This is a genomic window from Lacunisphaera limnophila (assembly GCF_001746835.1).
In the GTDB taxonomy this organism is placed as follows: domain Bacteria; phylum Verrucomicrobiota; class Verrucomicrobiia; order Opitutales; family Opitutaceae; genus Lacunisphaera; species Lacunisphaera limnophila.
In genome coordinates this window covers 330,372-342,972 of record NZ_CP016094.1, presented here as the reverse complement: position 1 = coordinate 342,972, position 12,601 = coordinate 330,372, and the positions used below count along the sequence as shown (strand labels likewise).

10 protein-coding genes are annotated in these 12,601 nt (G+C 62.8%); 5 read left to right on the top strand and 5 right to left on the bottom strand.

Going from position 1 to position 12,601, the window contains the following annotated elements:
- Positions 1 to 86 precede the first annotated feature (86 nt).
- A complete protein-coding gene (locus tag Verru16B_RS01510) occupies positions 87 to 686 on the top strand; it encodes a hypothetical protein (protein ID WP_157772112.1) in 600 nt (199 codons plus the stop codon).
- On the opposite strand, the gene Verru16B_RS01505 is transcribed toward Verru16B_RS01510, so the two are convergent.
- Positions 676 to 1,662, bottom strand: a complete 987-nt coding sequence (locus tag Verru16B_RS01505) for an HNH endonuclease (protein WP_069960629.1) — start codon at positions 1,660 to 1,662, stop codon at positions 676 to 678. The genes Verru16B_RS01510 and Verru16B_RS01505 overlap by 11 nt on opposite strands.
- Before the next feature lie 55 nt (positions 1,663 to 1,717).
- On the opposite strand from Verru16B_RS01505, the gene Verru16B_RS17700 reads away from it, so the two are divergent.
- Positions 1,718 to 1,882 carry an AbrB/MazE/SpoVT family DNA-binding domain-containing protein gene (locus Verru16B_RS17700; RefSeq protein WP_083270016.1) on the top strand — a complete coding sequence of 55 codons (165 nt, stop codon included), beginning with the start codon at positions 1,718 to 1,720 and terminating at the stop codon, positions 1,880 to 1,882.
- A gap of 48 nt (positions 1,883 to 1,930) precedes the next feature.
- Here Verru16B_RS17700 and Verru16B_RS01500 read toward each other — a convergent pair whose 3' ends face one another.
- Together Verru16B_RS01500 and Verru16B_RS01495 are read right to left on the bottom strand one after the other, a co-directional pair.
- Entirely contained in the window at positions 1,931 to 3,172 is a 1,242-nt protein-coding gene (locus tag Verru16B_RS01500; protein WP_069960628.1) for an acyltransferase family protein, read from the bottom strand.
- Positions 3,173 to 3,219: 47 nt separating this feature from the next.
- Positions 3,220 to 3,831, bottom strand: coding sequence for a CIA30 family protein (locus tag Verru16B_RS01495; RefSeq protein ID WP_157772111.1), 612 nt, complete (start codon positions 3,829 to 3,831; stop codon positions 3,220 to 3,222).
- Between the two features lie 275 nt (positions 3,832 to 4,106).
- Here Verru16B_RS01495 and Verru16B_RS01490 point away from each other — a divergent pair, with 275 nt between their 5' ends.
- Positions 4,107 to 5,714, top strand: coding sequence for a sigma-70 family RNA polymerase sigma factor (locus Verru16B_RS01490; RefSeq protein WP_218918800.1), 1,608 nt, complete (start codon positions 4,107 to 4,109; stop codon positions 5,712 to 5,714).
- Between the two features lie 80 nt (positions 5,715 to 5,794).
- On the opposite strand, the gene Verru16B_RS01485 is transcribed toward Verru16B_RS01490, so the two are convergent.
- Together Verru16B_RS01485 and Verru16B_RS01480 are read right to left on the bottom strand one after the other, a co-directional pair.
- Positions 5,795 to 7,993, bottom strand: coding sequence for a DNA gyrase/topoisomerase IV subunit A (locus Verru16B_RS01485; RefSeq protein WP_069960626.1), 2,199 nt, complete (start codon positions 7,991 to 7,993; stop codon positions 5,795 to 5,797).
- A gap of 215 nt (positions 7,994 to 8,208) precedes the next feature.
- The gene (locus tag Verru16B_RS01480) at positions 8,209 to 10,050 is read right to left on the bottom strand and encodes a toprim domain-containing protein (RefSeq protein WP_069960625.1); all 1,842 of its coding nucleotides are present in this window, start codon (positions 10,048 to 10,050) and stop codon (positions 8,209 to 8,211) included.
- A gap of 769 nt (positions 10,051 to 10,819) precedes the next feature.
- Here Verru16B_RS01480 and Verru16B_RS01475 point away from each other — a divergent pair.
- The gene (locus tag Verru16B_RS01475; RefSeq protein ID WP_069960624.1) at positions 10,820 to 11,548 is read left to right on the top strand and encodes a response regulator transcription factor; all 729 of its coding nucleotides are present in this window, start codon (positions 10,820 to 10,822) and stop codon (positions 11,546 to 11,548) included.
- A 213-nt stretch (positions 11,549 to 11,761) separates the two neighbouring features.
- Positions 11,762 to 12,532 (top strand): DUF748 domain-containing protein, encoded by a 771-nt coding sequence (locus Verru16B_RS01470; RefSeq protein ID WP_069960623.1) that lies wholly within the window; start codon positions 11,762 to 11,764, stop codon positions 12,530 to 12,532.
- The last annotated feature ends 69 nt before the right edge of the window (positions 12,533 to 12,601 follow it).

The following is a 12,601-nucleotide window of genomic DNA, read 5'->3' as shown; positions in this document are numbered from 1 at the left end:
TGCCTCGGGCTTCAAAACGAACAACTGGGGTTTCGTACCTTGATCGGGCGCAGGAAGGCGGCACAGTCGCGGCAAGCGAGCCCGCCATGAACGATTCACCGATGCGATGTGCGATGACCGGCGTTGAGATCCGGAATTCTGGGGACGGCGTTTGGGATGACGGGGAGTGGATCAGCTGGGCCTACATCAATGAGCAGCTGGATCTGCAGGAGAATGGGCCTGCACCCGAGCTGGTGGTCGAGGACGGAGGGTCGGCTGATGACATCGAACCAGATTCAAAAGAACCGGATATTGAACTGCTGAATCGTATTCGGGCCGCGCGAAATCACTTTGAGAACACGTTGGATCAGATTTCGCCTGACTGGGGCCGGATTGGAGAGGATTACGTGGCCCAGCAATTCGGGGTGAAACTCAGCCGGATGTACACCCAGGGTCACGACGGCCGGTGGGGGGATGAATTGGTCGAGATCAAGACGATTACTCCGCACAAGCACCGCCCCTTTGTGCGGGTAAAGTTGACGGGCAATTTCAATATTCTCGCGATCGTGAAGATCGCCGCCGACGACACCCTCGACGTGCGCTTCATTTCCCGGAGCAAGCTACCAGCCGGCACTGGCAGGAATGCGCACGTTGTGGCGTGGAGCACGGCGTGCCGGATCGGCAGCATGCAGCTAATCAGAGAGTGAAACGATCGAAGACTTCCGACTTGTGCCAGGCGAGGGCTTCGGGGTGGGGGTGGTAGTACGCGTCTTTTGGTAGAAATATCTTTTTCCGGTCCATATCCATCAGGGGGAAGCTGGCGATGGTAGCGGCGCGGGCCTTCGGATTAATCACGACTTCGTATTGGTCGGAGATGGTGAAGATGCCTTGGTCGAAGGCCCAGTGGACGGAACGTGAAAGGGCTAGGCCGTTGCGGGGATCGTCTGTGCCACGCTCCTCTTTACCGATGATATGAGCGCCGTGGGCCTCTGTGTGATTTCTTGATTGGAACCGCAGGCCGGTCACTGCGCAGGTATACCCGTAGTTGTCCAAAACGATCCGAGCGAAGGCAGCATCACGCTTCTGCCGCGTTACGGTGTAGACTGCACGGTTCACTTCTTCGAAAGGCATCCATTTTTCGAGAGATTCGAGGCGGAGTGCGGTTTCAAGCAAATCATCTGACAAGTCTAGACCCAGTACCTCACCAACTTCGTTCCACTCGAGACCGCGAATGCGGAAGAGGTTAGATGAAGAATCGAATGTTTCGACATAGCCAAGGCCGAGTAGTCGGTGCTGGGCACCTTCAGGGCCTGTCTTGTCGGCTACTTGCCGTAGTACCAGGAGCGGCTGGTGATCTGCCATGCAGCGGATGAGCGCTGCATTCACGGCCATATCCATTCCGCCGTCCTTGGGGCTATATTGAATCCACCATGTTCGGTCAGGATTGTAGTGAACCTGATCGCTATACTGGCTCTTGAGCATCGATGAGATGCTGAGCGGGTAGATGGACCACGCTGGTTTATAGATACCTTCAATCAGGTGGTGAACGCGCTCTACACCCGGCAAGACTTGGTTAGTCTTCTGGAAGAATGAGGCCGGCAAAACTTTCCCGAAATGCGACGCCGTGGCCCGGAATATCCGGAGACGTTCTGCTAGATCGGCAGCAGTTGCTGGGGTGGCCATATGCTGCTGGTGAGCTAAATGCTAAAGCCGCAATGGGTTCAACCTTCCAATAACGATGAGCACGAAGATCTACCGAGTGAAGTTTTCGACACGGGGGCGGGTGACGATTCCGGCGCTGGTGCGGAAGAAGTATGGCCTCAAGGGCGGGTCAAAGATGGCGTTTGAGGTGACTCCGTCGGGGGCGTTACTGCTGAAGCCGGTCGCGACCCAGCAGCATTGATCAGTGGGGCTCGGGCTGACCGAAGGTTAGTCTGACTGTTCGGACGAATCATCGGCCGTGAAGGGAAATGGCAGGCTCGGAACGCGCGAAGAGCCGGGACAGGGCGCGCTCGCGGCGGCGGCCGTTGAGGAAGGCTCCGAGCCAGGTGGGGCGGACGAAGAGGTCGTAGGAGAGCAGGCCAAAGAGGATCGTGAGCGTGGAGATGGTGCCGAGTTTAAGGGACCAGTGCCAAGGCAGCTCGGCCATGGCGACCTGGAGCCAGATAACGATGGGTAAGTGGACAAGATAGAGCCAGTAGGACGAATCGGCGAGGTAGCGGACAATCGCGTTGGGTTGGGCGCAGAAATGGCGAAAGAGGCCGATGGTGAGGAGGGTGAGCGACCACATGGTCAGGGCATAGCCAATGACGTAGGTGGCGTGGAGCAGTTGGTAGTACGGGTGGCCCGAGTCGGATTGGAAGCGGGCCAGATACTGGATGACGGCGATTCCGACGGCGGCCTGGATCCAGCGTGACAAGGTCAGCCGGGTCAACGGGGCCAGCATCGCTTGCTGCCGCGCTAGCAGCCAGCCGAAGCCGAAGAAGGCACTATAGATCGTGAGGACCGGCAGGTGGGGCCGCAGACTCTGGTCGGGGGTGTCCATGCCCCAGTACTGCATGAAGCCCAGTGCAACGGCGGTCGGCATCACGAGGACCGGCAGGGTTAACGGCGAATGCGCCAGCCATATCATGAGGGTGTCGGCGCGGCGCGCCAGCGGGGCAGCCCACAGCCCGGACGCCTTGACTGCGAGCCGGAGGACGAGCGTCAGGGCGGTGATCACCATCAGATAGTAGAGGAACCACAAATGGCTGCCGGTGAACAGACCGGCGGGCAAGGTGCGGAGGCTTTCGAAGCCACCGCGCAGGCCGGCCCAGACGCTGTAGTCCCCGCGAAGGCTGGCCGAGCCCATGATCCAGCCGGACACCAGCAAGGGGCGGAGCAGGAACCAGCCAACGACGAACGGCACCCCGATCCGGAGGAGGCGGGAGCGGACGAAAGACGCCGCGCCATTGCGGTGATAGGTCACATGTCCGAGAAAGCCCGCGAGCAGGAAGAATGTCCCCATGCGGAAGGTGTGGCTCACGCTGAAAAAAATCCCAACCAGCGGGCTGGTCGAGACGTCCTGCACCGCCCAGCCGATGAAGACCGACATGAACGACAGGCTGGCGTGAAACACGATCCCGAGGAGGAGGACGAAGGCCCGGGTGGCATCGAGGTAATCGAGTCGTGATCTGGGCGGTGAGGTCGTCATGGGGCGGGCGTGAGGCAGCCGGATGCGGTTGGGGGAGGCGCGGTGGTTTAATAGAACCCGATCTCGTCAACCTCGTAGGAGAAGGTCTCCCGGGCCATGGCGAAGGAAACGAGGTTGATGCTCGTGATGGTGTTCAAGTTGAGGACGGTTTGTTCAGACCACGCGCGCTTCATGGCCTTGAAGGGCAGGCGGACTTCTTGGAATTCACCGCGTATGGCCGCAATCGGGGTGCTGGTGTGGTAGTCGAAGTTCTGGACTTCGGTGCTGGCGACCTGGACGGAAAGCAGGCCCTTGGTGTTCTTAACGCGGAGGCGAACGCCCTCGTAGCCGGTTAGATCCTGCGGCTTGGCGTCGGGGGTTAGGAGCGAGACAAGGCTGATGAAGGCGGGTGCGCCGCGTCCGGGGATAAGTTCGCCCTCAACCTGGAGGATACCGTCTGCGGACTTTTGGGTCGCATGCGACTGACCGCCCGCGCCCTTGTCATCGAACAGGAGGCGGTCGACGCCGTGGGCGTTCTGCTTGTCATTGGAATAGGTGTCGAGGATCGCAGGGGTGGCCGTGGCCCGGGCGGTGATCGGTCCCACTGATAGCGGCACGAGAATAAGTATGGTCGCCGGCAGGACGTGGCGGCTCAGGAAGAAGGGAAGGAGTGGGATCATTGTATTGGATGGTTTGATTTTAGAGTTCAGCGGTAAGGGCCCAAAACGGGGCGGAAGGTGACAAAGTATTTTAGTCGCGTTTGTCATTGCGGATCGGCCGGAGTCGCCTCGGTCCACCCCGGGGTCAGGAAGTGGATAAAGGACGGTGCGTTAGGAAAGTCGGACTCGGCGTTTCGCCTTCGCAGAATAAATCTTTCGCGGTCAGAAAAAACTTTGTCACCGGTTGAGGCTTTTCGGGCACGTATAGGCAACTCACCATGCATTCCTCAGAACCGATGCCCTCCCTCGATCTCATCAGCGACGCCGAGTTGGTCGCAGCATCCCTGGCTGGGGATCGGGTGGCGTTTAGCCGGATTGTGGAGCGGTACCAACGGTTGCTATGTTCCCTGGCCTACTCCTCGACCGGCCAGCTGAGCCAGAGTGAAGACCTCGCGCAGGAGGCGTTTCTCGAGGCCTGGCGCCAACTCGGCTCGTTGCGTGAGCCGGAAAAGCTTCGCTCTTGGCTGTGCGGGATTTTGCGCCACAAGGTCGGCCGGTTGCGACGGACGGATGGCAAGGAACCGGTGCGGCAGGCGGGCACGCTCGAGGACGCGGGGGAAGTGGTGTCGGCGGAAATGCCCGTGGCCGATCAGGCCATGCAGCAGGAGGAGCAAGCGATTCTGTGGAGTGCGTTGGAGCGGGTGCCGGCGTTGTATCGCGAGCCGCTCGTCCTTTATTATCGCGAGCACCGCTCGGTGGAGCACGTGGCGGATGCCCTCGATCTGACGGAGGACACGGTGAAGCAGCGGCTGGCGCGCGGGCGGCACATTTTGCAGGAGCAGGTACTGGCGTTTGTGGAAGGAGCGCTGGTACGGAGTACGCCGGGCAACATGTTCACGGTCGGGGTGCTGGCGGCGCTGCCGGCGTTTCCAGACCCAGTGGAAACGGTGGGTATCGGCACGGCGGCAGCCCATGGCAGTATGCTGGCCAAGACCACTGGGATCGCGGCGCTGGTGGCATCGCTCAGCGGAGTGGCCAGCGCGGTCATGGCTCTGCGGTCCAACCTCGACCAGTCACGGACACCGCGGGAGCGTCGCGCGGTGGTGAAGGCGACGGGATGGATCTTTTTCGGGGCCCTGGGCTTCTTGGTTGCGTGGTATCTGCTGCGGGCTGGGGCGTTTCGCTGGTGGGACCAGCGGGTGGGGTTTGCTGTTGGGGCTCAGGCGCTGCTGCTGGTCACGGTGGTCATCTGGCCAGTGGCGCTGATGAGAACCATGCGTTATATGCGGAGATTGCGCTCGGCGGAACGGCGGGCGCACCCCGAGTTGTTTCAGGATGCGCGGGATCAGGTCGGGTCGACGGCGGGGCAATACAAGAGCCGTTTCCAATTGCTCGGCGTGCCGCTGGTGCACATCCGGTTTTCGACGCCCGATGAAGGCGAACGTCCGGTATTCGGCTGGCTGGCTGCGGGTGACCGGGCCTATGGCCTGTTGTTCGCGTGGGGCGGCTATGCGGTCGCTCCGGTCAGCGTGGGAGCGATCTCGGTGGGGGTGCTCACGGTGGGCTCGCTCAGCATCGGGTTTATCTCCCTAGGCACTGTCGCGGTGGGCGCGTTTGCGCTGGGGTGCGTGTCGGTCGGCGTGAAGGCGTACGCCTGGTTGTCGGCCCTCGGCTGGATCACAGCGCAGAGCGGCGGCTTTGCCGTGGCGTGGTGGTCGGCGCTGGCACCGGTAGCATTGGCACCGCACGCGAACGATGCCGTGGCCCGGGGGTACCTGGATGATCCGACCGGGGGTCCGAGCCGGGTGATCATTTTCATCGTGATCTCACTGCTCACGCTGATCCCGGTGGCGTATTACGCACGGGCGGTACGGCGGCGCATGGGCCAAAAGGTGAAATCCTGAAACGGAGAGCTTCCAGTTGCGGTGCGCTCACCGCAACTGGATCGGTCGACCGCCTTCGCGGTGGCCGGGATACCTGAGGGTTACTTCAGGGCCAGATCGTTAGGAACCACATCTTTGATCGCCCACTTTGTCACCAGTAGGCCCTTGGAGGTTCTGGTGCTTACCGGCACGGGGGTGAGATCAAAGTCCAGTTCGCGGACGCGGGCGCCGGAGCGGCCATCCAAAGAAACATGGATGCTCTTCGGCATGTCTTTTTCTTTCTCGGACACGTGCATCCAAATGAGTTTGGAGCCTTCGGTCTTGGCCAGGGGGTAGAGTTTGTCGCGGGAGAGGCCGCCGATTTGGAATTTTTTGGCGTAGCACTTTCCTTCGGGGCCGTCGCGGTAGACCATCGTGTAGAAACGCGTGTCGCCGTCCTTGGGCCAGATGGCGATGTGCTTGATGTCGCGGCCCATGAAGGTCTTGTCGGCGACTTTGGTGACCTTGAGGGACGCGTCGCCCATGATGGTGAGGACGGAGTCGAGGATCGTGCACTCGGTGACGAACTCGTGCTGGCGCCAGTTGAGGCCGATGAAACCGTCCTCGCGGTTGACGTAGAGGCGTTGGTTGGCGCTGACCACGGCCGAGGCGTCGATCTGCTCGATCTCGTCGTAACTCGTCATGCGCTTCCGGCCCTTGCCGTATTTCTCCTGGAGCATCTCGAACCAGGCGACGGCGTATTCGGTGAGCTTCTTGAGGTTGGCCTTCGTCTCCTTGATGCCTTCCTCGATCTTCTTCATGGCCTCGTCGGCCTGGAAGCGGTTGTAGGCGGAGATGCGCTTGATGCGGATCTCAGTGAGGCGGGTGATGTCCTCGTCGGTGACCTCGCGCTTGAGCTGCTTGAGGAAGGGCTTCAGGCCGCCGCGGATTTCCTCGAGGACGGATTCCCAGGTCTTGGACTTCTCGATGAGGCGGTAGATGCGCTCCTCGATGAAGATGCGCTCGAGGGAGTCCCAGTGCCACTGCTGCTCGAGTTCGCCGAGCTTGATCTCGAGCTCGCGCCGGAGGAGCTCCTTGGTGGCGTCGGCGCTGGCCTTGAGGATGTCGCGCACGCCGGTGAAGACGGGCTTGTCGTCGCCGGTGGTCGGGTCGCGGACGATGACGCAGGCGGCGGGGTTGAGCTGGACCTGGCAGCTGGTGAAGACGTAGAGCTGCTGGATGACCTTGTCGGGCTCGGAGCCCTGGGGGAGGTGGATGAGGATCTCGACCTTGTCGGCGGTGTTGTCGTCGACGTGCTTGACCTTGATCTTGCCCTTGGCGTTGGCGGCGAGGATGGACTCGATGAGGGACTCGGTGGTGACGCCGTAGGGGAGCTCGGTGACGGCGAGGAGGTACTTGGAGCGTTCCTCGATCTTGGCGCGGACCTTCACCTTGCCGCCGCGCTCGCCGTCGTTGTATTCCGCGAAGTCGGCGGTACCGCCGGTGGGGAAATCGGGCAGGATGCGGAAGGTTTTTCCCTGGAGGTGGTTGATGGCCGCGCGGCAGAGGTCGTTGAAGTTGTGCGGGAGGATCTTGGTGGAGAGGCCGACCGCGATGCCGTCGGCGCCCTCGAGGAGGACGATGGGGAACTTGGCGGGGAGGGTGATGGGCTCCTTGTTGCGGCCGTCGTAGCTGAGCTGCCAGGCGGTGGTCTTCGGGTTGAAGAGGACGTCCTTGGCGAAGGCGGTGAGGCGGGCCTCGATGTAACGGGGGGCGGCGGCGTCGTCGCCGGTGAGGGTGTTGCCGTAGTTGCCCTGGGGCTCGATGAGCCAGGCGCGCTGGCCGATGGACACGAGGGCGGCGCCGATGGAGGCGTCGCCGTGCGGGTGGAGCTTCATCGTGGCGCCGACGACGTTGGCGACCTTGTGGAAGCGGCCGTCGTCCATGTCCCAGAGGGTGTGGAGGACGCGGCGCTGGACGGGTTTCAGGCCGTCGTCGAGGTGGGGGACGGCGCGGTCGAGAATGACGTAGGAGGCGTAGTCGAGGAACCAGTTGCGGTAGGCGACGGCGAGGGGGGCGGCCTCGTCCTGGACTTTCTGGCCCTTGGGGCGTTTCGGAGCCGGCTCGGCGGCTTCCGCAGTAGCGGGTAGCGAGGAGCGAGTAGCGGGTAGGTCCGAGTCAGGATCAGGGAGCTCCGCGGCCGGAGGCACCGTGGCGGCCTGCTGGCTGCCCGGGGTTTGTCCACCGTTCTCGCCGGGCGAAACGGAGGCAAAAGGGAGCTCGGGTTGGTCGGATTTCTTGGAAGGTTTCTTCTTGGCCATTTCTGAAAGGATTTGGTCTCACGCAAAGGCGCTAAGACGCAGAGAGGAGGGAAGGGGGATTAGGGTTTGAACCACAGAGGCACTGAGAGCACGGAGACAGGCGGGGGAATTGGTTTCACGCAAAGGCGCTAAGGCGCAAAGGGGAGGAGGGGATGATGGGGAATTGATCCAATACTGGGTTCGGAACTTTGCGCCTTGGCGGCTTGGCGTGAAAATCAGGCTTCGACCAGGTCTTTTTCGACTCTCAGGTTGCCGATGATGAAGTCCTGGCGCTCGGGGGTGTTCTTGCCCATGAAGAAGGACAGGAGCTCGTCGGAGCTGTAGAGGTGGTGGAGGTTCACGGGGTCGAGGCGGATGTTCTCGCCGATGAAGTCCTTGAACTCGCCGGCGCTGATCTCGCCGAGGCCCTTGAAGCGGGTGATCTCGTGGCTGGCGCCGCACTCCACGATGGCGGCCTGCTTCTCGGGCTCGGAGTAGCAGTAGCGGGTGATCTTCTTGTTGCGGACGCGGAAGAGGGGCGTCTGCAGGATGAAGAGGTGGTTGTTGCGGATGACGTCGGGGAAGAACTGGAGGAAGAAAGAGAGGAGGAGCAGGCGGATGTGCATGCCGTCGACGTCGGCGTCGGTGGCGATGACGATCCGGTTGTAGCGGAGGCCGTCGAGGGATTCCTCGATGTTGAGGGCGGCCTGGAGGAGGTGGAATTCCTCGTTCTCGTAGATGACCTTCTTGGTGAGGCCGTAGGTGTTGAGGGGTTTGCCCTTCAGCGCGAAGACGGCCTGGGTCTGGACGTCGCGGGTGGCGGTGAGGGAGCCGGCGGCGGAGTCGCCCTCGACGATGAAGAGGGTGGATTCCTCGGCGCGGGGGTTGCGGTCGCCGAGGTGGAGGCGGCAGTCGCGGAGCTTGCGGTTGTGGAGGGAGGCCTTCTTGGCGCGCTCGCGGGCGATGTTGCGGATGCCGGCGAGTTCCTTGCGCTCGTGTTCGTTCTCCTCGATCTTGGCCTTGATGATCTCGGCGGTCTCGCGGTTCTTGTGGAGGTAGGTGTCGAGGGACTGCTGGACGAACTTGCCGACGAATTCCTTGAGGGTGTGGCCCTTGGGGCCGACCTCGGTGGAGCCGAGCTTGGTCTTGGTCTGGGACTCGAAGACGGGTTCCTGGACGCGGACGACGATGGCGGCGTCGATGGACTGGCGGACGTCGGCGGCGTCGAAGTCCTTCTTGAAGTGGTTGCGGAGGGTCTCGACGAAGGCCTCGCGGAAGGCGGCGAGGTGGGTGCCGCCCATGGTGGTGTGCTGGCCGTTGACGAAGGACCAGTATTCCTCGCCGTAGTGCTTGCCGTGGGTGACGGCGATCTCGATGTCCTCGCCCTCGAGGTGGATGATGGGGTAGAGGGGTTCGCCGGAGAGTTCCTTGGTGAGGAGGTCCTTGAGGCCGTGCTCGGAGCGGAAGGGTTTGCCGTTGAGGGTGAGGGTGAGGCCGCGGTTGAGGAAGGCGTAGTTCCAGAGCATGTCCTCGATGAACTCGGTGCGGAACTTGAAGTCCTTGCCGAAGAGCTTCTCGTCGGGGGTGAACTCGATGAGGGTGCCGGTGCGGTCGGTGGTCTTGGTGACCTTGGTCTGGGACTTGAGGCGGCCCTGCTCGAACTCGACGACCTTGGTCTCGCCGTCGCGGAAGGCCTGGGCGCGGTAGGAGAGGGAGAGGGCGTTGACGGCCTTCTGGCCGACGCCGTTGAGGCCGACGGCCTTCTGGAAGGTCTCGGAGTCGTACTTGGCGCCGGTGTTGATGATGGAGACGCAGTCGACCAGTTTGCCGAGGGGGATGCCGCGGCCGTAGTCGCGGACCTTGACGGAGCGGTCGGTGAGCTCGACCTCGATCTTGCGGCCGCCGCCCATCATGAACTCGTCGATGGAGTTATCGATGGTCTCCTTGAGGAGGACGTAGATGCCGTCCTCGGCATGGGTGCCGTTGCCGAGGCGGCCGATGTACATGCCGGGGCGGAGCCGGATGTGCTCGAGGGAGCTGAGGGTCTTGATGCTGGCTTCGGTGTAGTTGGATGCCATTGGCTGAAAGTAGCGAGTAGCGGGTAGAGAGGAGTGAGTAGGGGGCCCGCCTAAGCCCGCTGGGCTTCGGAGCGGCTCGTGCCCGGCTAGACGGGAACGAGGTGGATGGGCGAAGGGTGTGGAAGAAGCGGCGTAAGTATCAAGTGCCAAGTGAGAAGGGGGGCGGCGCCGTAGGCGCCGCGGAGGGTGCGAGGGGGTGAGGATGCGAGGGTGCGAGGATTTGAAATCTCAGATTTGAAATTTGAGATTGGTCGGGGCGGCGGAGCGGTAACGCGTTGGGGGCAACGCGTTCCACCGGGCCGGAACGGGGGCGGGTATGCGCGGAAGGTCGTCGCGAGCGACTAGCCTACGGCGCGGGAAGGCCACGGCGGGGTCGCCGTGGCTCCAGGATGGGCTAAGCGGGTGGGGCCCTTCGACTGCGCTCAGGGTGATTTGCTGCGCAAATCACAAATCAGGGCCGAAACGCGTTGGGGGCAACGCGTTCCACCGGGTCGGGGGATTGTGCGGGCCTATCCGGGCGTAAAAAAACCGACGGACCGGTGAGGGTCGTCGGTTTTCTTTTTCAGACATCCTTGCTGAATTGTGGAATGGATCGGCTGGGTGGGAGACGATGGGTTGCTGGGCGGTGGCGTGGCCACCGTGGGGACGTCATGTCCGCCACGGGTTTGAACGGTCCGGGAGGCGGGGTGGGCCAGTCACAAAGACGTCACAAAAGGGCTCAAGCCGGCCCCCCGGGGGACCGATTTAAGGGGAGTCAGGACCCGCCCACATGCCCGTCCCTTCCACCACTATTGCCGGGGCCAAGCTGCTTCTCGTTGAGGACAGCGTGGAGTTGCGCGTGAACTGCGCGGAGTTGCTGCGGACCGCGGGGTACCGGGTGCTCGAGGCGGCGGATGGCGTGGAGGCGCTGGAGCTGTGGGAGCGGGAGGATCCGGAGTTGATCCTGCTCGATCTGAACATGCCGCGGTTGAACGGGTGGCAAACCTTGGAGAAGCTGAAGCTGCGCGGCTGCCGGCGACCGGTGATGCTGCTGACGGGGCTCAACGAGGTGACCGACCGCGTGCGGGGACTGGCGGCGGGGGCGGACGACTACCTGGGCAAGCCCTGTGATTTTCGGGAACTGATTGCGCGGGTACAGGCCTTGCTGCGGCGGAGCCAGCCGGAGGCGAGCGGGCGGACGCGGCTGCAGTTTGGCGGGATCACGGTTGACCTGACGGATCGCACGGCGGTCTCGGCCACGGGGGCGGTGGCACTGACCCGCACGGAGTACGCGATCCTGGACCTGCTGGCGCGGCATCATGGCCGGCCGGTGGCGCGGGCGACGATCCTCGACGCCGTGTGGGGCTACACGAACCGGCCGAACACACGGACGGTGGAGACGCATGTGTGGCGCCTGCGGCAGAAGCTGGGCGACGGCGGGGACGAGCCGCAATGGATCCGCACCGTGCCGGGGTCGGGGTATGTGCTCGCGTGTGAACCGGAGACGGTGGCGGCGTAGGCGAGCCGCGGGACGCGGCTGCGCCAGTTTAAGTTTGAAGTTTAAGTTTAAGGGGGTGCGACCCGCCTTCGCCCTAGGGGCTACGGCGCGGCGAGCCCTTCGACGGGCTCGGGGTGATTTGCGGGGCGCAAATCAGGATTTGAAATCTTTGGACACAGGGGGGGCTTGCCGGGTGGGGGGAACGGGGTAGGGTGGGCGGAGTCTTATTTCTGCATGAAAAAAATCATTTTAATCCTGGGCGGCGGGTTGTTGCTCGTCCTGGTCGGCGGCTATGTGGTCGCGGCGTTTTTCCTCGGGTCGATCGTGAAGTCGGGCGTGAACAACTTCGGGCCGAAACTCACGCAGACGAAGGTCGAGCTGAAGGCGGCGACGGTGTCACCGCTCACCGGATCGGGCACGCTGCGCGGGCTGACGGTGGGCAACCCGGCGGGGTGGAGTGCGGGTGACGCGTTCACGCTTGGGCACGTGCACGTGGACGTGGATCCGATGTCGATCTTTGGCGACCACATCGTGATCAACGAGATCACGATCGACGCACCGGTGTTCAACTACGAGACGAAGATCGTCGCGAGCAACATCAAGGACCTGCTGAAGAACATCGAGGCCTTCACGGGCAGCGGCGGGCAGGAGCCCGCGACGAAGGACGGAAAGACGATCAAGTTCGTGGTGAAGAAATTCCGGTTGACCAATGCGCAGGCGACGATCGGCGCAGCCGGGGCGGCGCTGCCGGTGCCGTTGCCGCCGATCAGCCTGGACAACCTCGGCGTGGCCGAGGGCGGCATCACGGCCGACCAGATGGCGAGCGCGCTGATGAAGAACGTGCTGGGCAGCATCGTGGCGGGCACGGCCAACGCGCTGGGCCAGCTCGGGGGCACCGCGGGGCGACCTCGGTCGAGAAGACGAAGGAAGCCGCCAAGCAGATGGGCGAAAGCCTCAAGGGATTTTTCAAGAAGGACAAATAATGAAGTAGCGAGTAGCGAGTAGTGAGTAACGAGCATCCCCGACTCGCGTCTGCGACCATTTTGAAAATCGAATTGAAAACACGCCTGCTTC